Raw genomic sequence first — 20213 nt, 5'->3', positions numbered from 1 at the left:
CTGATATCTACCCCTGTCCCAGGACTTCGGTGACGGCGCGCTCGATTCGCGAACATTCCGTCACCAGCCAGTCGGTCATCGCCGGCCAGTTGTCCTCGGCAAAACAGTTCACCCGCCACATCGAATTGATGCCGAGGCCCTCGCAGCTTTGTTCCGGCCTGAGCTTCAGCCTGTCTTCGATCGCCGGCTGGAACGGCTTCAACCGCGACCAGGTTTGCGTGGCACCGAACTTCTCGTTGCGGCCGAAGAAAACGCCGACATGGTTCTGCGCCGGCGCGACATACATGGAAAGGACCAAGGCGAAGTCGGGCATCCCGCGCTGCCAGAACCAGGGTCCGCGCCTCGCCATCAGAGCCCTTTCCTCGGGATGCCGTTCGTCGAACAGCACCCAGAAGCCGCGATGGCGGAATTCAGAAGCGCGGCGGGCGCCGAAGTCGAATTCGCTCATGGTTCGATGCCCGTTCCAGCATCACGCCCAGGCTGGCTGTTGCCGGCCTCTCAGAGACTGTTTCGAAATTCGCTCTGGCGAGTCATATGGTGGTGGTTTCGAGAACCGGAGCGCAGCGGACTTTCGGGTCCGTGAGCACCGGAAGCGCGGAAAACGCCATCAGATGGCCGCCGGAGTAGAATTTCCAGACAGTCTCTTACACCATGCCGAGCGCGGCCTTGTACAGATCGAGGATGGTTTCCTCCTCCTGGCGCTCGGCCTGATCCTTCTTGCGCAGCCGGATAATCGTGCGCATCGCCTTGGTGTCGAAACCGGTGCCCTTGGCCTCGGCGAACACTTCCTTGATGTCGTCGGAAATGGTCTTCTTCTCTTCCTCGAGCCGCTCTATGCGCTCGATGAAGGCACGCAGCTGGCCGGCGGCAACAGTCTGGCTGGTCTCGGTGATATCGTCGGCCATGTTTTTCTCCACATCGTTTCTGCGCCGCGACTCGGAAAGCATGCGGCGGCTGATTTCAGCGGTTCGATGCCCGACCGGGGGCGGCGGGTCAAGCCGTTATCGACGCGGCATGAAAGGTTGCCGCCAGGTGCGGACAACCCTGGCTCGACAGCCGTTTCTTTCACCCGAAAGCGATCAGCAGATCCTTGGCATCGATCTGGTCGCCGGCCTTGACCAGCACCTCGGCGACCGTGCCGTCGCGCTCGGCATGCAGGGCCGTCTCCATCTTCATCGCTTCGATGGAAAGCAGCACGTCGCCGGCCTTCACCACCTGGCCGGCGGCAACCGAAAGCGTAGAGACGACGCCCGGCATCGGCGCGCCGACATGCGCCTCGTTGCCGGGCTCGGCCTTGCGGCGGGCCTTGGCGGCGGAGGCGCCATGCGCGCGGTCCGGCACCTTGACGCGGCGCGGCTGGCCATTGAGCTCGAAGAACACGGTGACCATGCCCTTGTCGTCGACATCGCCGATCGCCGGGCACCGCACCACCAGCGTCTTGCCCTTCTCGATGTCTACGAAGATCTCGTCTTCCGGCTTCATGCCGTAGAAATAGGTCGGCGTCGGCAGCACGCTGACCGGGCCATAGGTTTCCTGCGCGCCGGCGAAGTCAGAAAACACCTTCGGGTACATCAGCCACGAGGCGAATTCGAATTCGCTGAGCTTGCGTTCGAGCTTGTCCTCGATCTCCTTGCGGCTGGCCTCGAGATCGGCTGCCTTCAGGAGCGAACCCGGCCGCGCCGTGATCGGCTTGTCGCCCTTCAGCGCCTTCTTCTGCAGCGCTTCCGGCCAACCGCCGGGCGACTGGCCGAGATCGCCGCGCAGCATCGAGACGACCGAGTCCGGGAAGGCGATGTCCCCGGCCGGATTCTCGACATCGGCAACGGTCAGGTCCTGGCTGACCATCATCAGCGCCATGTCGCCGACAACCTTGGACGACGGCGTCACCTTGACGATGTCGCCGAACATCAGATTGACGTCGTGATAGGTCTGCGCCACCTCATGCCAGCGCGTCTCCAGCCCAAGCGAGCGCGCCTGCTCCTTGAGGTTGGTGAACTGCCCGCCTGGCATTTCGTGCAGATAGACTTCCGAGGCTGGCCCCTTGAGATCGCTTTCGAAGGCGGCGTACTGGTTGCGCACCGCTTCCCAGTAGAAGGAGATTTTGCGGATCCATTGCGGGTCGAGGCCCGGATCCCGTTCGGTGCCCTTCAGCGCCTCGACGATCGAACCGAGGCAAGGCTGCGATGTGTTGCCGGAGAAGGCATCCATCGCCGCGTCGATGGCGTCGACGCCGCTTTCCACCGCCGCCAGCACCGTCGCCGCCGACAGGCCCGACGTGTCGTGGGTGTGGAAATGGATCGGCAGGTCGGTCGCCTCGCGCAGCGCCTTGAACAGCACCCGCGCCGCGGCCGGCTTCAACAGGCCGGCCATGTCCTTGACCGCGATGATGTGCGCGCCGGCAGCCTGCAACTCCTTGGCCAGCCCGACATAATATTTCAGGTCGTACTTGGCCCGCGCCGGATCGAGAATATCCCCGGTGTAGCAGATCGCCGCTTCGATCAGCTTGCCCTCGGCGCCGACCGCGTCCATGGCGACGCGCATGTTCTCGACCCAGTTCAGGCAGTCGAAGACACGGAACAGGTCGATGCCGCCGGCAGCGGCCTGGCGGACGAAATGCTGCACGACATTGTCGGGATAGTTGGTATAGCCGACGCCATTGGCGCCGCGCAGCAGCATCTGCAGCAACAGGTTGGGTGCTGCCTCGCGCACCAGCGACAGCCGCTCCCACGGGTCTTCGGTGAGGAAGCGCATGGCTACGTCGAACGTCGCACCGCCCCAGCATTCGAGCGACAGCAGCTGCGGCAGGGCGCGCGCATAGGTGCCGGCGATGCCGGCGATGTCATGCGTGCGCACGCGCGTCGCCAGCAGCGACTGATGACCGTCGCGCATCGTCGTGTCGGTGACGAGCACTTGCCTTTGCTCGCGCATCCAGCCGGCGAATTTCTCCGGTCCCAGCACATCCAGCTTCTGCTTGCTGCCGCTTGGCACATTTCCGTTGAGGTAGGGCACGATCGGAGCCGCGGCATCGGCCTTCGGTTGCGGCCGGCCACGCGTCTCCGGATGACCGTTGACCGACACGTCGGCCAGGTAGTTGATGAGCTTGGTGGCGCGGTCCTGGCGCTTGACCTGCTGGAACAGCTCCGGCGTGGTGTCGATGAACTTGGTCGTATAGGAATTGTCGGCGAAGCTCGGGTGGTTGATGATCGCTTCGAGGAAGGTCAGGTTGGTGGCGACGCCGCGGATGCGGAACTCGCGCAGCGCCCGGTTCATGCGGGCGATGGTTTCGGCCGGCGTCGGCGCCCAGGCCGTCACCTTCTCCAGCAGCGGATCGTAAAAGCGGGTGATGACCGCGCCCGAATAGGCGGTGCCGCCATCGAGGCGGATGCCGAAGCCCGTCGCGCCGCGATAGGCGGTGATGCGGCCATAGTCCGGGATGAAATTGTGCTCGGGGTCTTCGGTGGTGATGCGGCACTGCAGGGCATGGCCATTCAGCCGGATGTCCCTCTGCGCCGGCACGCCAGATTCCGGCGTACCGATGGCGAAGCCATCGAGGATGTGGATCTGCGCCTTGACGATATCGATGCCGGTCACCTGCTCGGTGACGGTATGCTCGACCTGGATACGCGGATTGACCTCGATGAAATAGAATTTTCCGCTGTCGGCATCCTGCAGGAACTCGACCGTTCCGGCGCCGATATAGCTGGTCTCGCGGGCGATCTTCAGCGCATGGCCGCAAAGCTCCTCGCGCTGCGACATTTCGAGATAGGGCGCCGGCGCGCGCTCGACGACCTTCTGGTTGCGGCGCTGGATCGAGCAGTCGCGCTCGAACAGGTGCACGGCATTGCCATGCGTGTCGCCAAGCACCTGCACCTCGACATGGCGGGCGCGCTCGATCAGCTTTTCGAGATAGACTTCATCCTTGCCGAAGGCGGCTTTCGCCTCGCGCTTGCCCTCCATGACCTCGCGGGCAAGATCGGCTTCGGAGCGGATGGCGCGCATGCCGCGCCCGCCGCCGCCCCACGATGCCTTCAGCATCACCGGATAGCCGATCTCCTTGGCCAGTTTCTTGACCGTGTCCATGTCGTCCGGCAACGGGTCGGTGGCGGGGATCACCGGCACGCCGACCTCGATGGCGAGATTGCGTGCGGCAACCTTGTTGCCGAGCCGGCGCATCGTGTCCGGCTTCGGTCCGATGAAGGTGATACCGGCCTCGGCACAGGCCTCGGCGAATTCCGGGCTTTCCGACAGAAGCCCGTAGCCTGGATGGATGGCATCGGCGCCCGAAAGCCTGGCGACGCGGATGACTTCCTCGATCGACAGATAGCTTTCGATCGGTCCCATATCCCTGGTCAGATGTGGCCCACGCCCGACCTGGTAGCTTTCGTCGGCCTTGAAGCGGTGCAGCGAATACTTGTCCTCCTCGGCCCAGATCGCCACGGTTTTGAGGCCAAGCTCGTTGGCCGCGCGAAAGACGCGAATGGCGATTTCGGACCGGTTGGCGACAAGGATCTTCGTAATGGCCAAGGACTGGGCTCCGGCAGCGGAAGGGAAGAGAAATCGGCGCCATGATTAGCGCGAAAATGCTGCAGTGCAAACAAAATCCACGCGTATTTAAACCGATTTAAATCGAATCTTTGCAGCAAAGCCGGCCGCATTCACGCAAACGCGCAAGAAAGCGCCGGCATTGCCGTTCAAGCCAAGATCATTTTCCGGCTAACGGCCGCCCTCGGCCTGCCGGCGGCGTCCCGGAGAAACACGCCAAAAAAGAAAATGCCCGACGCGTTGCGCCGGGCATTTTCCGATTTCAGGCGTTTGTCGGCTTATTGTTCGAAGTAGGTGTACTTGCCGTCGTCACCCTTCTTCCAGGTGTAGAGGACGTAGTCGGGGCGGGTGATGTCGCCCTTCGCGTCATAGCCGATGTCGCCGATCGCGGTCTTCCAGGGGCCACTCGCCTTGATCTCTGCTGCAACCTTCTGCGCGTCGTCGGCCGAGCCGACCTTAGCGGCGGCGGCGGCGACGATCTGCATGGCGGCGTAGGAGTAGAGCGTATAGGCTTCAGGCTCGAAACCGGCGGCACGGAACTTCTCGACGAGTTCCTTGGCGTTCGGGTTCTTGCGCGGATCGGGAGCGAACGTCATCAGCGTGCCGTTGACAGCGTCACCGGCGATCGAGGCCAGCTCGTTCGACACGATGCCGTCGCCCGACATGAACTGAGCCTTGAGGCCCTGGTCAGCCAGCTGGCGCATGATCAGGCCGGCTTCCGTATGCAGGCCACCATAGTAGACGACGGTGACGCCGGCTTCCTTCATCTTGGCGATGAGGGCCGAGAAGTCCTTGTCGCCGACATTGATGCCTTCATACATGGCTTCGGTCACGCCGTCGGCGTTGAGCGCCTTCTTGGTTTCGTCGGCGAGGCCCTGGCCGTAAGGCGTCTTGTCGTGGACGACGGCGATCTTGCCATCCTTGAAGTTCTTGGCGAGATAGTCGCCGGCGACCTTGCCCTGCTGGTCGTCGCGTCCGCAGGTGCGGAACGTGTTCCACAGGCCGCGCTCGGTCAGTTGCGGGTTGGTCGCCGAAGGCGTGATGACGAGAATGCCGTTCTCGGCATAGACTTCCGACGCCGGAATGGTGACGCCCGAGTTGAAGTGGCCGATGACATACTTGACGCCGTCGGCGACGAACTTGTTGGCGACAGATATGCCCTGCTTCGGATCCGAGACGTCGTCACCGACTTCGAGCTTGATCTGCTGGCCGTTGATGCCGCCCGCCGCGTTGATGTCGGCGGCAGCCTGCTCGGCGCCCTTCTGCAGCTGCGCGCCGAAGGCTGCGTTCGGGCCGGTGATCGGACCGGCAACGCCGATCAGAATGTCAGCCCACGCGCTGCCGCTGAACGCGACAAGCGCGGTCAGTGCGACGGCGGACAAGAGTGACTTTTTCATATAAACGCTCCCATTTACGGAGTGGGCGTGGATGATACTTTCATGCGATGCCCACCCTTATCGCAGAAAGCACAGTTTGCCGATTTTCAGGCACTTGTCACGCCGATTCATCCCCGAAACGGCGTTAATCATGAACGTTAGCCTTTCGGCTTCCAGCTCAAAAGCGATGCTCTTTCATAGAGCCAATTATACTGCGTAACCATCTGGTTCGTGCGCGTGTATTGATAGCCGATGAACCCAAGTATCAGCAGCACGATGGTGTCGACGATGTAGTAATGCAGTGAGAACATCGTGCCGCCGAACAGCGCGTGATGGATGAAACGTATGCCGATGCCGAGGCCCAGCATATAGGCGAACAGTTGCAGGAAGCTGCGCCATGTCTGGGCGCTGGCCTTGCCCGTCATCCACGCCGCCCAGCCGCCAAGCAGACAGGTGACGAAGAAGAACTGCCAGATCGAGGGTTCCTCGTAGAGAATGCCCTGCATGATTGATGTCTCCTAGGCTCAGTGATGTCCGCCTTCGAGATAGGCGGCGCGCACTTCCGGATTGGCGAGCAGTTCCTTGCCGGTGCCGCTCATCGTCACGTTGCCGTTGACCATGACATAGGCGCGCGTGGCGAGCTTGAGCGCGCCGAAGGCGTTCTGCTCGACCAGGAACACAGTCAGACCCTGCGTGCGGTTCAGTTCGCGGATGGCATCGAAGATCTGCTTGACGATCAGTGGCGCCAGACCCAGCGACGGCTCGTCGAGCAAAAGCAGCTTCGGCCGCGCCATCAGCGCGCGTCCGATCGACAGCATCTGCTGCTCGCCACCGGACAGCGTGCCGCCGCGCTGGGCGATGCGCTCCTTGAGCCGTGGAAACAACGTGAACACCTTCTCGACGTCCTCGTCATAATGCTTGAGGTTGTCGAGGCTGGCGCCCATCTGCAGGTTTTCCATCACCGTCATGCGCGGGAAGATGCGCCGGCCCTCGGGTGACTGGGCGATGCGCATGCGCGCGATCTCGTGCGTCGGCATCTGGGTGATGTCGGTGCCGGCGAAGGTGATGGTGCCCGCGCGAGCGCGTGGGGCACCAAAGATGGTCATCATCAGCGTCGACTTGCCGGCGCCGTTGGCGCCGATCAGCGCGACGATCTCACCTTCGTTGACGGTGACGTCGACGCCGTTCAGCGCCCGTATGTTGCCGTAATAGGTCTGGACGCCCTTGATATCGAGCAATGTTGCGCCGGCCATTACTTACGCCCTCCGCGCGGCTTGGCTGTCGAGGATTTCCCGGTCGGCTTGGCCGCGGCCTTTCCGGAAGCCGCGCCAGCGGTCTTCCCGGAAGCTGCACTGGCAGTCTTTCCCGAAGCCGCGCTTGCGGTCTTCTCGGAAGCTGCAATGGCGGTCTTTCCGGAAGCATGGCTGGTCGCCACCTTGCCCGCATCGACGCGGCGCGAGAATTCCGTGCCCTTGCCCTGGCTGAGAAGCTTGGCCTGCTTGACCCATTCCTCACGTGCAATGCGTCCGTCAAAGGCGAGATAGGCTTCAGCGGCCTCGACATCGGCCTTCTTCCAGGCGCCGATCTGGTCGAAGTGGAAAATGCCGTGGTCGTTGAGCTTCTTTTCGTTGACCGTGCCGATGCCCTTGATGCGGGTCAGATTGTCGGCCTTGCCCGCCCGAGGGGCGGCGAGGCGGTTCGAAATGCCTTCGGCCTTCGCGGGCGCCTTGGCGGCCGCTTTCTTCGCCGCCGGCTTTGCCGCAGCCGGTTTTGCCGGCGAAGCGGACTTTGCAGCAGCGGGTCTGCTGGCAACGCTCGCCGCGCGCGCGTCGATCTGCGCCGCCTTGGAAGCGCCCTTCGACACCGTGACGCGTTCGCCCTCGCTGTGGCCGATCGTGTCGCTCACCGGTCCGGCGAGATATGAAGCCGAGGTGCCGGGGCCGTGCGCGGAGTCGGGGCCGGTATCCAGCTGTTCGATGACATCTTCGTCGCCGACCTCGGTCAGCACCGTCTCGACCTCCTCGTCGTCGACGCCGAGATAGGCGGCGATGACGCGCGGATCGGTCCGCACCGATTGCGGACTGCCGTCGGAGATCTTGCGGCCATATTCGAGCACCACGACATGGTCGGAGATTTGCATGACAACCGACATGTCGTGCTCGATCAGCAAGATCGAGGTGCCGGTGTTGTTCTTGATGTCCATCAGCAGCTCGTTGAGTGCTGCCGATTCCTTCGGGTTGAGACCGGCGGCCGGCTCGTCGAGGCAGAGGAGTTCTGGCCCAGTGCACATGGCACGCGCAATCTCCAGGCGCCGCTGCGCGCCATAGGGCAGGTCGCCGGCCGGATCGTCGGCACGATCGACGAGATTGGCCTTCTCCAGCCAATGCCTGGCCAGATCGATCGATTCGGCGGATGCCTTGCGGTAGCTCGGGAAGCCGAACAGGCCGAGCAGCGTATAGCCCGACGCCTTCATCAGCTTGTTGTGCTGGGCGACCAGCAGGTTCTCGAGCAGCGTCATGCCCGAGAACAGGCGGATGTTCTGGAAGGTGCGCGCCACCTTGGCGCGCGCCGGAATCTCATGGTTTGGCAAACGCTCGAGCATGAAGGTCGAACCATCGGCCCGGTTGAGCGTGATCATGCCTTCCGACGGTTTGTAGAAGCCGGTGATGCAGTTGAACACAGTGGTCTTGCCGGCGCCGTTCGGCCCGATCAAGGCGGTGATCTCGCCGCGTCGGGCCTGGAAGGACAGGTCGCCAATGGCGACCAGGCCGCCGAACTTCATCGACAGATGCTCGACCTGCAGGATGGCATCGTTCATGCCCGGGTTGGCCTTCTGAATCGGGTTCGTATTCATCAGCCGTGTCCCTCCTTGGTGAAGGAGCCCGATACGGCCCTTCGCTCCTTGAGGAAGGCTGTCGGCTCGCGGCTGCCGACGAAGCCACGCGGCTTCCACAGCATGACCACGACCATGGCTATGCCGAACAACAGCATGCGATAAAGCTCCGGGGTGAAATCAGGGCCGAATATCGCCTTGAGGAAGTCCAGCTCGCGCAGGATTTCGGTGCCGCCGATCATCACCAGCGCCGCCACGGCGATGCCGCCCAGCGAGCCCATGCCGCCCAGCACGACGATGGCAAGGATGATCGCCGATTCTAGGAAGACGAAGGATTCCGGGCTGACGAAACCTTGCCGTGCGGCAAAGAACGAGCCGGCAAAGCCGCCGAACATGGCGCCGGTGGCAAAGGCGGTCAGCTTGGTGGTGGTGGTGTTGATGCCGAGCGAGCGGCAGGCGATCTCGTCCTCGCGCAGGGCCTCCCGTGCGCGCCCGACCGGAAGGCGGCGCAGCCTGATGGTGACGAACGCGGTGAGGAAGCAGAGCCCCAGGATTAGGTAATAAAGGAAGATCTTGTAGTAGGCGCCCGACTGGGCGATGCCGAGCACCTTGGCGATGTAGTTCGGGTCGGAGACGTTGAACGACATCAGGCCGAAAAAGGTGACCTTGGGGATGCCGGAAATGCCGGCGGAGCCGTTGGTCACTTCGCGCCAGTTGATCAGCACCAGGCGGATGATCTCGCCGAAGGCCAGCGTGACTATCGCAAGATAGTCACCGCGCAGGCGCAGCACCGGAAAGCCGAGCATCACGCCCCAGAACGCTGCCATCATGCCGGCGGCCGGCAGCAGGATCCAGAACGACAGCCCGAAATGCGTGCCGAGCAGCGCATAGGCGTAGGCGCCGACCGCGTAGAACGCGACGTAGCCGAGATCGAGCAGGCCGGCGAGGCCGATGACGATGTTCAGGCCCCAGGCCAGCATCACATAGATCAGGATCTGGATGCCGAAATTATCGACCCATTTCAACGAGCCTTGAAAGCCGACCAGCAGAACGATCACGATCGGATACACCAAAAGCACGGCGACACCGATCTTGTTGAAGTTCCGGCGCAGGAAGCCCGGCGCCGTCGCGGCGGCGGCCGGAGCCTGAGCCTTTTCCGCCTTTGCCCGCTCCATCGCGGGCTGCGCGAAGCCGACATAGAGGAAGCGGCCGACGGCGGTGAGGATGACCACCGCGGCAAGCAGACCCCAGCGCTGCACCAGGATCAGTTCGTTCGAAATGTTCTGATCGGTCTTCAGGCCGATGAACAGCACGAACAGGCCAAGCGAAATGGCGCCGGCATAGAACGCCTCGCGAAGGGCGCGTTGAATGGGCGTGGCGACGACGTCGCGCTCCGGAGTAACGGTAACCGCCATGATCTCAGACCTTTTCGACTTCTGGCCGGCCCAGAATGCCGGAAGGCAGGAAGATCAGCACGATCGCCAGGATGGAGAAGGCGGCGACGTCCTTGTAGTCGATCGAGAAATAGGCCGACCACATGCTCTCGATGAAGCCGATCAGCAGTCCGCCGAGCACGGCGCCCGGCAGCGAACCGATGCCGCCGAGCACGGCCGCGGTGAACGCTTTGACACCCGGCGTGAAGCCGTCGGAAAATACCACCACGCCGTAGTACATCAGGAACAGCGTACCGGCGACGGCGGCCAGCGCGGCGCCCATGATGAAGGTGATCGAGATGGTGCGGTCGACGTCGATGCCGAGCAACGCCGCCATCTTGCGGTCCTGTTCACAAGCGCGCTGCGCTCGACCGAGCGCGGTCTTGTTGACCAGGTACCAGAAGATCGCCAGGAGGATAGCGGTGACCACGACGATGATGATCTGCTTCAGCGACACGCTGACGCCAGCGATCTCGTAGACCTTGGACACCATCGGCGGGACCGGCTTGTTGCGCGGGCCCTGCGTCACCTGGACGAAGTTGGACAGCGCGATCGACATTCCGATGGCGGTGATCAGCGGCGCCAGCCGGAACGACCCGCGCAGCGGCCGGTAGGCCACCTTTTCGATCGTCCAGTTGTAGAGGCTGGTGAGCAGCATCGCGACGACCATCATGATCAGCAGCGCGACGACGATCGGCACCGAATAGAACAACGCGCCGAGGATGAGGAAAACGATGAGGGCGGTGAAGGCGCCGACCATGAAGATATCGCCATGGGCGAAATTGATCATGCCGATGATGCCGTAGACCATCGTGTAGCCGATTGCGATCAGCCCATAGATCGATCCCAGCGTCAGCCCATTGATAAGCTGCTGGACAAAGTACTGCATGTGTACATGGCTCCCCTGGAATGTCGCCCATGCAGACGCATTCCTTTTCGTATTTCCCCTAGTCGTAAAGTTTCGAGCCCGGATTGCAACGTGATTTTTCAACCGTCATGCGTGTTTTGGCGGCACGCCCATCCGATTGCCCTTTTTTCCCATCCGGCCCCTGGACTATCGCGGACCCTAGCATTGGCCCAACGCAATGTCTTTGACGATTCGACCGCATCATGCGCTCCGTTTCGAAGAAATCGCCGTCAAAATTAGGTGATGAGAGGAATCGTTGCGTTCCTGACACGATCTGTTTTTTCGCTGCACTGCTTTCCGTTGGGTCAGGATTCCCTTTACTTGACCACAAAACCATGCGCGAACGGATCGCGGTCGTCGATGAAGATGGTGTTCAGTCCGGTCACCCGCGCCCAGCCGCCGATCGAGGGAATGATGGCCGGTTTGCCGGCAACGGTGGCGTCCTTTTCGACCTTGCCCTTGAACAGCGAACCGATGATCGATTCATGGACGAAGCTGTCGCCGGCCTTGAGTTTGCCCTTGGCGTGAAGCTGCGCCATGCGCGCCGAGGTGCCGGTGCCGCAAGGCGAGCGGTCGATCGCCTTGTCGCCGTAAAAGACGGCATTGCGTGCGTCGGCTCCCTCCACCGTGGGCTTCCCGGTCCACAGCATATGCGACAGCCGGTTGATGCCGGGGTTTTCGGGATGCACGAAGGAATACTTTTCGTTGAGCCGCTGCCTCACCACCGGGCTCCAGGCGATGAAGTCGCCCGCCGAATAGTCGGCCATGTCGCGATAATTCTTCTGCGGCTCGACAATGGCGTAGAAATTGCCGCCATAGGCGACGTCGACCGTGATCTCACCAAGTTGGGGGCATTCGACCGTCAGCCCTTCGGCGTAGAGGAAGGACGGCACGTTGGTGATGCGCACCTCCTCGACATAGTCGCCGACCTGCTTGTATTCGGCGATCACCAGACCGGCCGGCGTGTCGAGCCTGAGCACGCCCGGTGTCTTCGGCTTGATCAGGCCGTGCTCGATGGCCATCGTCACCGTGCCGATGGTGCCGTGGCCGCACATCGGCAGGCAGCCCGAGGTTTCGATGAACAGGATGGCGATGTCGCAATCGTCGCGCGTCGGCGGATAGAGGATCGAGCCGGACATCACGTCATGGCCACGCGGCTCGAACATCAGCCCGGTGCGGATCCAATCATATTTAGCCAGGAAATGCGCCCGCCTCTCCATCATCGTCGACCCCTGCAGCAGCGGGCCACCGCCGGCTACCAGCCGCACCGGATTGCCGCAGGTGTGGCCGTCTATGCAGAAGAAGGATTTCTTGGCCATGACGCTCCTCGAAAAAATCAAAACCGTAGCGGACTGAAGGGGGTCAGATCGATCGCCGGAGTCTGCCCCAGGACGAGTTCGCGGATCAACCTCCCGGTTGCCGCCGCCTGGGTCAGGCCGAGATGGCCGTGGCCGAAGGCATAGACCACCGATCGGCCTCCTGGCGCACGACCTATGACGGGTACCGAATCCGGCAGCGAGGGACGGAACCCCATCCATTCGCGCCCGCCTGAGGGATCGAGCCCCGGCAGGAACTTCTCCGCCTTCTGCAGCAGCGCCTTCGAGCGAGCATAGTTGGGCGGCCGCTCTATGCCGCCCAGTTCGACGGCGCCGCCGACACGCAGGCCCGTTTCAAGCGGTGTGATGACGAAGCCATGTCCGGAGAAGATCAGCTGCCGCTTCACGTCGAAGGCGCCCTTCGGCAGCGTCGTGTTGTAGCCGCGTTCGGTCTCGAGCGGAATGCGATTACCGAGCTGCCTCGCCAGCAGATGCGACCATGCGCCGGCGGCGACGACAAGGTGCTTGGCTTGCCGGGTCGTGCCATCCGCCAGTATCAGCGCGGCGCCGTCCTCGTTCGCCGCGACGCGGTAGATGCGAGCCATTTCAAAGCGGGCGCCCTTGGCCTGCGCATAGGCCCACACCGCCTTGCCGAGCAGTTTCGGATCGGCGACCGTCTTCCACCCCGGCACGAAGGTGCCCTTGACGAAGCGCGGCGAAAGTCCCGGCTGCAAGGTCGCAATGTCGTCGCCCTCGACATGGCGAAAGTCGATGCCGAAGCGCGCGCGCGCCGCCCAGCCCGGCAGCGAGGCGCGGAATTCGGCTTCGCTTTCGTAGAGTTCGAGCGAGCCGTCCTCGCGCAGCATCGGCCGCGTGCCGGAGCGATCGAGCAGGCCCATCCATTCCGCCTCGGCGAGCTTCATCATGCCAGCCTGAGCGGCGAGGCCCGCCTCGTATTTTTCCGGCGCACCGGCGCGCCAGAAGCGGATCAGCCAGGGCAGAAGCCTGGGCAGATAGGCTGGCGGGATGCTGAGTGGTCCGAGCGGATCGGCCAGCCATTTCGGCAGCTGCCGGATCATGCCCTTGTGCGCCAGCGGCAGCACGTCGGAGAAGGCAAAGGCAGCGGCGTTGCCGGAACTCGTCTCCTCGCAGATGCCCGTCCGATCGAAGATGGTGACCTTGCGCCCCGCCTCGGCGAGGAAGGCCGCGGCGCAGATGCCGATGATGCCGCCACCGATGATGGCGACGTCGAGTTGGGTGCCGCTTTCGCCGCTCACGTGCGGCCACCCATCTTGTGGTGAGGGAGCATATGAATGAACCCTATGCGAACGCCAGGACTCTCAAAACTTCGGCAGCGTCGGCCGCACCGCGAGCGCGTCCTTGATGATCTTTTCGACTGCCTTGCGGCGCTCGCCCGACAGCGGCAGGCGCGGCATGCGCACGCGATCGTTGGTTTGAATGGCGAACACTTCGGCAAGCTTGATGTTCTGCACCAGATAGGTCGAGACGTCGAGATCGAGCAGGGGCCGGAACCAGCGGTAGATGGCGAGAGCCTCCTCGCGGCGGCCCTGCTGCATCAGCTGGTAGATGGCGACGGGCTCGCGCGGGAAGGCGGTGACCAGCCCGGCCACCCAGCCGATGGCGCCGACTGACAAAGCCTCGAAGGCGAGATTGTCGACGCCGGTGAACAGATCGTAGCGAGTGCCGAGGCGATTGATGATCTCGGTCGAGCGGCGGATGTCGTCGGACGATTCCTTGATGGCGACGAAGCGCTTGTCCGATGCCAACTCCTCCATCTGGTCGACGGTGACGTCGACGCGGTAGGCGAGCCGGTTGGAGTAGATCATGACCGGCAGGTCGCCGGCCTCGGCGACGGCGCGCAGCGCTGCCACCGTCTCTTCCGCATTGGTGTGGTAGATCGGGCTCGGCACCACCATCAGGCCGTTGGCGCCCTCTTTGGCGGCGCGCCGGGCGATGCTGGCGGCTTCACGCGTGCCGGCCTCGTTGACCGTCAGCAGCACCGGCTTCTTGCCGGCGACCTTCTGCGCGGTCTTCAGAACCTCGATCTTCTCGTCATGGGAAAGCATTGGCCCCTCGCCAAGCGATCCGCAGACGATGATGCCGTCGCAGCCGGCCTCCATCTGCAGGCCAAAGCAGCGCTCCATCTCGGCATGGTCGAGGCGGTCGTCCGCGGTGAATTTCGTCGTAACGGCGGGGAAAACTCCGGCCCACATGGTCATTGCTCCATCTGATATATCAGCCGTATATCTGTTAAGAAACCGCCTGTCAATGCGGATTCTCCTGTGATATATCTAAAATATATCAATAGAGCGCGTTTGATATCCATGGAAGCAAGCATCGCATCCGAGCCGGCAGCGGCCAAAGCCTACCGTGTGCTGGAGCACATGATCGTCACGCTGGAGCTGGCCCCGGCGAGCTTTGTCACCGAGGGCACCCTGATCGAGAGGCTGGCGCTTGGCCGCACGCCGGTGCGCGAGGCGATCCAGCGGCTAGCCTGGGAAGGTCTGCTTGACGTGCGGCCGCGCGCCGGCATCGCGATTGCGCCGCTCCATCCCGGCGACTGGCTGCGCGTGCTCGACGCGCGCCGCGGCGTCGAGGTGGTCCTGGCCCGTTCGGCCGCCCGCTTCGTCACCCGCGAAGCCGCCGATCTGTTTCATGAAGCCGCCCTTGCCATGCAGAAGGCGGTGATCTCGGGCAACGTCCTTGCCTTCATCCAGGCCGACAAGGCGCTCGACGAGGCGCTGGCGCTCGCCGCCGACAACCCGTTCGCCGCCCGGCTGGCCGCCCCTCTGCAGACCCACAGCCGCCGCTTCTGGTTCCGCTACAAAGCCGACACCGGCCTTGCCGAATCCGCCGAACACCACGTCGCGTTGATCCGCTCGATCCTCGACGGCGACGAAGAGGCGGCCGCCAAGGATGCCAAGCGCCTGATGGCGCTGCTGCGCGGCCATGCCGAGGTGGCTGCAACACGCTGATCGGGCGGTTCAGATTCCTTGTGTGGTTGCGGTGACGGTATTTTCCCATCCGTCACCGGTCGCGAAGATGCAGCTCCGGCCCTGCACGTCGGTTACCAGCATCGACCATGTCCCACTTGCCGAGACATAGACTTCGACAATCGCAGTTGGCCCGACCACACCGTAGCCGATCTGCCTTTGTTGAAAGGTCTGCGCCAGTCCCGCGACAAGATCACCGTGGCCGCCGCAGACGAATTGCGCCTGCGCGGGCAGCGTCGGCAGCGCCAGCGCGGCGCCGACCGCGGCTATCCTGATCCATCGAAACGAAAATGTGTGTGCCATTGGGCACCTCCTTCGCCTTCACGGTCCGGCAAGGGAGGCACATGGGCAGCCTCAATATGCCGGAGCGTTCCAGGCCGGATCCGACGTCTTCATCACGTCACTCCTTCTGGTTTCCGGTCTGTCGTCTGGGAATTTCTATCGCATTCCCTGGATTCATTTCGGCCCTTGCGGCGTGCCGCAAGGCGACGATCCGCGTCAGGTTTCGGCAGGTTCGCGAAGTGCCGCCCATTTCAGCAGGGCGTCGAGGGCCGGGCATAGCGCCTGCCCCCAGTCGGTCAGGCAATATTCGACCTTCGGTGGCACCTGATGGTGCACGATGCGGCGCACGATGCCGTCGCCCTCCATCTGCCTCAACTGCTGGATCAGCATCTTCTGCGAGATCGCCGGGATCGACCGTTCAAGATCGGAGAAGCGTAGCACCTTGCCGCCGAACAGATGAAACAGGATCACCAGCTTCCAGCGGCCCTCGAGGATGCGCAGCACATTCTCCACGCCGCTCGCCGCGGACAAGGGCGTCAGTGCCTCAACCTTACCTTCTGGTAAGTACCTTACTTTTTCGTCGGTTCTTGTCATTTTTTCAGCATACCGCATTTTAGGGGTCGAACAAGGGCCGCGGACCTCGCGTTACCGGCCGGAATGCGAACAGGAGAATGGACCATGACCGTAAAACTTCCGCAGCCGCTGGCGGACTATTTCGCAGCCAAAAACAGGCACGACATCGACGCCATGCTCATCCCCTTCTCGCCGGACGCCACGGTCCGGGACGAAGGCGAAACCCATCAGGGGTCAGGCGCCATCCGCGACTGGATGGAGGCAACGACACGCAAATACCGTGTGACGGTCGAGGTCGCCGACGCGACCCCCAATGGCGATGCATGGCGGATCGCCGGCATCGTCTCGGGCAATTTCCCCGGCAGCCCGGCGACGCTCCACTACAACTTCACGCTGGCCGATGATCGGATCAAGCATTTGGAGATCGGCGCATGACCCTCCTGCAGAAATTCACGGTCGACGATCAGGAATTTGCCGGCAAGCGCGTTCTGGTCACTGGTGGCACCAAGGGCGCCGGCGAAGCCATCGTGCACAGGCTTTCGGCGGCGGGTGCGATGGTTGTCACCACCGCTCGCTCCGCGACCGAAGCATCATCGAGGACGCTGTTCGTGCGGGCCGACGTAAGTACCTTGGCAGGCACCGAGACAGTGGCCGCCAGTGTCATGAACCAGCTTGGCGGCATCGACATCATCGTGCACAGCGTCGGCGGTTCGAAGAGCCCCGGTGGAGGGTTTGCCGGACTGACGGAACAGACCTGGCAGGACGAGATCAGCCTCAACCTGCTCGCCGCGGTGCGGCTCGACCGCATGCTTGTGCCGCATATGATCGAGCAAGGCTCAGGCGCGATCGTCCACATATCGTCGATCCAGCGCCGCCTGCCGCTGCATGAATCCACCATCGCCTACGCGGCGGCGAAGGCAGCCCTTTCAACCTACAGCAAGGCGCTGTCCAAGGAACTCGGTCCGAGAGGCATTCGGGTCAACTCAGTGGCGCCGGGCTGGATCCACACCACCGCGTCGGAGGCGATGGTGAAGCGGCTGGCTGCCCATTCCGGTTCGGACGAGGAAACCGCCCGCCAGGGCATCATGGATGCGCTGGGCGGCATCCCGATCGGCCGGCCGGCATGGCCGCACGAGGTCGCCGAACTGGTGGCTTTCCTTGTCTCGAACCGGGCGGCATCGATCCACGGCGCCGAATACGTCATCGACGGTGGCACGATTCCGACCGTGTAGTGCCATGCAAAGGAAAGGGCGCGACAAAGCCGCGCCCTCGATTCGGTGAAAGTAGATCTCAGACCTCAGTTCATCGTCGGGATGACGAACTCGGCACCATCCTTGATGCCGGACGGCCAGCGCGACGTCACCGTCTTGGTCTTGGTGTAGAAGCGGAACGCGTCCGGGCCGTGCTGGTTGAGGTCGCCGAAGGACGATGCCTTCCAGCCGCCGAAGGTGTAGTAGGCGATCGGCACCGGGATCGGCACGTTGACGCCGACCATGCCGACCTGGACCCGTGAGGCGAAGTCGCGCGCGGCGTCACCGTCGCGGGTGAAGATGGCGACGCCATTGCCCATCTCGTGGTCGTTGGCGAGCTTGATCGCGCTCTCATAGGTCGGCGCCCGCACCACCGAGAGCACTGGTCCGAAGATCTCTTCCTTGTAGATGCGCATGTCTGATGTCACGTTGTCGAACAGGCAGCCGCCCATGTAGTAGCCGTCCTCGTAGCCCTGCATGGAGAAGCCGCGGCCGTCGACGACTAGCTTGGCGCCTTCCTTGACGCCGGTGTCGACATAGCCCTTGACCCGTTCAAGCGCCTGCGCCGTCACCAGCGGGCCGAAATCGGCGGACGAATCGGTCGACGGGCCGACCTTCAGGCTCTCGACGCGCGGGATCAGCTTTTCCATCAGCCGGTTGGCGGTGTCGTTGCCGACCGGGACGGCCACCGAGATCGCCATGCAGCGCTCGCCGGCCGAGCCGTAGCCAGCGCCGATCAGCGCGTCGACGGTCTGGTCCATGTCGGCGTCGGGCATGATGATCATGTGGTTCTTGGCGCCGCCGAAGCACTGCACGCGCTTGCCGGCGGCGGTGCCGCGCGAATAGATGTAATGCGCGATCGGCGTCGAGCCGACGAAGCCGATGGCCTTGATGTCGGGATCGTCGAGGATCGCGTCGACGACGTCCTTGTCGCCGTTGACGACGTTGAGGATGCCGGCAGGCAGGCCGGCCTCGAGGAACAGTTCGGCGATGCGCATCGGCACGCCCGGGTCACGCTCCGACGGCTTCAGGATGAAGGCATTGCCGCAGGCGATGGCCGGCGCGATCTTCCACAACGGGATCATCGCCGGGAAGTTGAACGGCGTGATGCCGGCGACAACGCCGAGCGGCTGGCGCATCGAATAGACGTCGATGCCGGGGCCGGCGCCGTCGGTGAATTCACCCTTCATCATGTGCGGGGCGCCAATGCAGACCTCGACCACTTCGAGGCCGCGCTGGATGTCGCCCTTGGCGTCGGCGATGGTCTTGCCGTGCTCGCGGGCCAGTATATCGGCCAGTTCGTCATAGTCGCGGGCGACCAGTTCGAGGAACTTCATCAGCACGCGCACGCGGCGCTGCGGGTTGGTGGCCGCCCATTTGGGCTGTGCCGCCTTGGCGTTCTCGACCGCCGCGCGCAGTTCCGCTTGCGAAGCCAGCGCCACCGTGCCACGCACCGAGCCGTCCATCGGCTGCATGACATCCTGCTTGCGGCCGCTGGTGCCGGCGACATGCTTGCCGCCGATGAAATGACCGTATTCGATCATGATTTCTCTCCCTTGTTTGTGATGGCGCATTGTCCGCCTTTGCGGGGCCAATGGCAACGCGAGCCAGAACGCAACCGTTGTGCGGAAAATAGATAGCAGTTGACGGAGGAGCATCAATTCTCGCAAATGATGGGGTGTAAATTCTGCAGCACGGATTGAGAGATTGAGTTCCTTCACTCCCCCGGGACTACCCCCATGAACTGGGATGACGTCCGCATTTTCCTCGCGGTGGCGCGCGCCGGCCAGATCCTTGGCGCCGCCAGGCGGCTGGAGCTCAACCACGCCACCGTCTCGCGCCGCATCGCCGCGCTCGAGGATGCGCTGAGGACCAAGCTGTTTCGCCGGCTGACCACCGGCAGTGAACTGACGCCCGCCGGCGAGCGCTTCCTCGACATTGCCGAGCGCATGGAAGGCGACATGATCGCCGCACGCTCAACCATCGCGGGCGAAGGCGACGATGTCTCCGGCACGGTGCGCATCGGTGCCCCGGACGGGTTTGGCGTCGCCTTCCTGGCCAAGCGTCTCGGCGCGCTGACCGCGCTGCACCGCGAACTGACGATCCAACTCGTGCCGGTGCCGCGCTCCTTCTCCTTGTCGCGCCGCGAGGCCGACATCGCCATCACGGTCGAGCGGCCGACCGAGGGCCGGCTGGTGGCGGGAAAGCTGGTCGACTACTCGCTCGGACTGTTTGCCTCGCGCGCCTATGCGCAAGTGCACGGCTTGCCCAAGACAGCCGCCGAGCTTGGCCAGCATACCCTCATCGGCTATGTGCCGGACCTCATCGTCAGCCCCTCGCTCGACTATGCCGCCGAGTTCAGCGCCGCCTGGCGCACCAGCTTTGCCATCTCCTCGGCGCTCGGCCAGGCCGAAGCGGTGCGCTCAGGCGCCGGCATCGGCATCCTGCACACCTTCATCGCCCGCTCGATGCCGGAACTGCTGTCCGTCGACGTCGTGGCGCCCATCCGCCGTGCCTACTGGCTGGTCTACCACGAATCGGTCAGGCCGCTGCGCCGCGTCCAGATCGTCGCCAGCTTCATTACCAAGGCGGTCGAGCGCGAGCGAAACTTGTTCGTTTAGACATACCGCCTTTTCCTCGCCACAAAATCGATGACTGTGACACCGGGCGCGCAATTCTGCCGGTCG

General features: G+C 63.4%; 18 protein-coding genes and 1 pseudogene. 4 read left to right on the top strand and 15 right to left on the bottom strand.

The window, feature by feature from the left end:
- Positions 1 to 7: 7 nt before the first annotated feature.
- The 12 genes and pseudogenes from AC56QQ_RS04990 to AC56QQ_RS04935 all read right to left on the bottom strand — a co-directional run bounded on the left by AC56QQ_RS04990 (position 8) and on the right by AC56QQ_RS04935 (position 14641).
- Entirely contained in the window at positions 8 to 448 is a 441-nt protein-coding gene (locus AC56QQ_RS04990) for a hypothetical protein (RefSeq protein WP_497125793.1), read from the bottom strand.
- A gap of 196 nt (positions 449 to 644) precedes the next feature.
- Positions 645 to 905 (bottom strand): DUF2312 domain-containing protein, encoded by a 261-nt coding sequence (locus AC56QQ_RS04985; protein WP_027027312.1) that lies wholly within the window; start codon positions 903 to 905, stop codon positions 645 to 647.
- Positions 906 to 1065: 160 nt separating this feature from the next.
- Positions 1066 to 4524 carry a pyruvate carboxylase gene (gene pyc, locus AC56QQ_RS04980; RefSeq protein ID WP_497125792.1) on the bottom strand — a complete coding sequence of 1153 codons (3459 nt, stop codon included), beginning with the start codon at positions 4522 to 4524 and terminating at the stop codon, positions 1066 to 1068.
- 296 nt (positions 4525 to 4820) lie between these two features.
- Positions 4821 to 5939 carry a branched-chain amino acid ABC transporter substrate-binding protein gene (locus AC56QQ_RS04975; RefSeq protein WP_489858273.1) on the bottom strand — a complete coding sequence of 373 codons (1119 nt, stop codon included), beginning with the start codon at positions 5937 to 5939 and terminating at the stop codon, positions 4821 to 4823.
- 137 nt (positions 5940 to 6076) lie between these two features.
- Positions 6077 to 6424, bottom strand: coding sequence for a DUF6867 family protein (locus tag AC56QQ_RS04970; RefSeq protein WP_497125791.1), 348 nt, complete (start codon positions 6422 to 6424; stop codon positions 6077 to 6079).
- An 18-nt stretch (positions 6425 to 6442) separates the two neighbouring features.
- Positions 6443 to 7171, bottom strand: coding sequence for an ABC transporter ATP-binding protein (locus AC56QQ_RS04965; RefSeq protein ID WP_269907580.1), 729 nt, complete (start codon positions 7169 to 7171; stop codon positions 6443 to 6445).
- A 272-nt stretch (positions 7172 to 7443) separates the two neighbouring features.
- Positions 7444 to 8772: pseudogene (locus tag AC56QQ_RS04960) on the bottom strand (ATP-binding cassette domain-containing protein); the annotation flags it as partial.
- Complete coding sequence (livM, locus tag AC56QQ_RS04955; protein WP_497125790.1) at positions 8772 to 10166, bottom strand: high-affinity branched-chain amino acid ABC transporter permease LivM; 1395 nt, start codon at positions 10164 to 10166, stop codon at positions 8772 to 8774. The gene livM and the pseudogene AC56QQ_RS04960, both read right to left, overlap by 1 nt.
- A gap of 4 nt (positions 10167 to 10170) precedes the next feature.
- The gene (locus tag AC56QQ_RS04950; RefSeq protein WP_489858276.1) at positions 10171 to 11073 is read right to left on the bottom strand and encodes a branched-chain amino acid ABC transporter permease; all 903 of its coding nucleotides are present in this window, start codon (positions 11071 to 11073) and stop codon (positions 10171 to 10173) included.
- Between the two features lie 335 nt (positions 11074 to 11408).
- A complete protein-coding gene (locus AC56QQ_RS04945) occupies positions 11409 to 12410 on the bottom strand; it encodes a 4-hydroxyproline epimerase (protein ID WP_497125789.1) in 1002 nt (333 codons plus the stop codon).
- 17 nt (positions 12411 to 12427) lie between these two features.
- Complete coding sequence (locus tag AC56QQ_RS04940) at positions 12428 to 13684, bottom strand: NAD(P)/FAD-dependent oxidoreductase (protein WP_497125788.1); 1257 nt, start codon at positions 13682 to 13684, stop codon at positions 12428 to 12430.
- A 63-nt stretch (positions 13685 to 13747) separates the two neighbouring features.
- Positions 13748 to 14641, bottom strand: coding sequence for a dihydrodipicolinate synthase family protein (locus AC56QQ_RS04935; protein ID WP_497125787.1), 894 nt, complete (start codon positions 14639 to 14641; stop codon positions 13748 to 13750).
- A gap of 111 nt (positions 14642 to 14752) precedes the next feature.
- Between AC56QQ_RS04935 and AC56QQ_RS04930 the strand changes: the two genes are divergently transcribed.
- Entirely contained in the window at positions 14753 to 15403 is a 651-nt protein-coding gene (locus tag AC56QQ_RS04930; RefSeq protein ID WP_167365090.1) for a GntR family transcriptional regulator, read from the top strand.
- A gap of 9 nt (positions 15404 to 15412) precedes the next feature.
- On the opposite strand, the gene AC56QQ_RS04925 is transcribed toward AC56QQ_RS04930, so the two are convergent.
- Positions 15413 to 15724 carry a hypothetical protein gene (locus tag AC56QQ_RS04925; RefSeq protein ID WP_497125786.1) on the bottom strand — a complete coding sequence of 104 codons (312 nt, stop codon included), beginning with the start codon at positions 15722 to 15724 and terminating at the stop codon, positions 15413 to 15415.
- A 195-nt stretch (positions 15725 to 15919) separates the two neighbouring features.
- The gene (locus AC56QQ_RS04920) at positions 15920 to 16243 is read right to left on the bottom strand and encodes a winged helix-turn-helix transcriptional regulator (protein ID WP_489863552.1); all 324 of its coding nucleotides are present in this window, start codon (positions 16241 to 16243) and stop codon (positions 15920 to 15922) included.
- A 138-nt stretch (positions 16244 to 16381) separates the two neighbouring features.
- On the opposite strand from AC56QQ_RS04920, the gene AC56QQ_RS04915 reads away from it, so the two are divergent.
- Both AC56QQ_RS04915 and AC56QQ_RS04910 read left to right on the top strand, forming a co-directional pair.
- Complete coding sequence (locus AC56QQ_RS04915; RefSeq protein ID WP_497125785.1) at positions 16382 to 16711, top strand: nuclear transport factor 2 family protein; 330 nt, start codon at positions 16382 to 16384, stop codon at positions 16709 to 16711.
- Positions 16708 to 17508: an SDR family oxidoreductase gene (locus AC56QQ_RS04910; protein ID WP_497125784.1), complete on the top strand. Its 801-nt coding sequence runs from the start codon at positions 16708 to 16710 to the stop codon at positions 17506 to 17508. Before AC56QQ_RS04915 ends, AC56QQ_RS04910 begins: the two co-directional genes overlap by 4 nt.
- Positions 17509 to 17573: 65 nt before the next feature.
- Here AC56QQ_RS04910 and AC56QQ_RS04905 read toward each other — a convergent pair whose 3' ends face one another.
- Positions 17574 to 19070 (bottom strand): CoA-acylating methylmalonate-semialdehyde dehydrogenase, encoded by a 1497-nt coding sequence (locus AC56QQ_RS04905; protein ID WP_489858283.1) that lies wholly within the window; start codon positions 19068 to 19070, stop codon positions 17574 to 17576.
- Positions 19071 to 19265: 195 nt separating this feature from the next.
- Between AC56QQ_RS04905 and AC56QQ_RS04900 the strand changes: the two genes are divergently transcribed.
- The gene (locus tag AC56QQ_RS04900) at positions 19266 to 20147 is read left to right on the top strand and encodes a LysR family transcriptional regulator (protein WP_497125783.1); all 882 of its coding nucleotides are present in this window, start codon (positions 19266 to 19268) and stop codon (positions 20145 to 20147) included.
- Positions 20148 to 20213: the final 66 nt, after the last annotated feature.

The sequence above is a fragment of the Mesorhizobium sp. RCAM 05099 genome (assembly GCF_059683685.1).
Note: the sequence above shows the minus strand (reverse complement) of the source record. Positions and strands in the feature narration are given on the sequence as shown.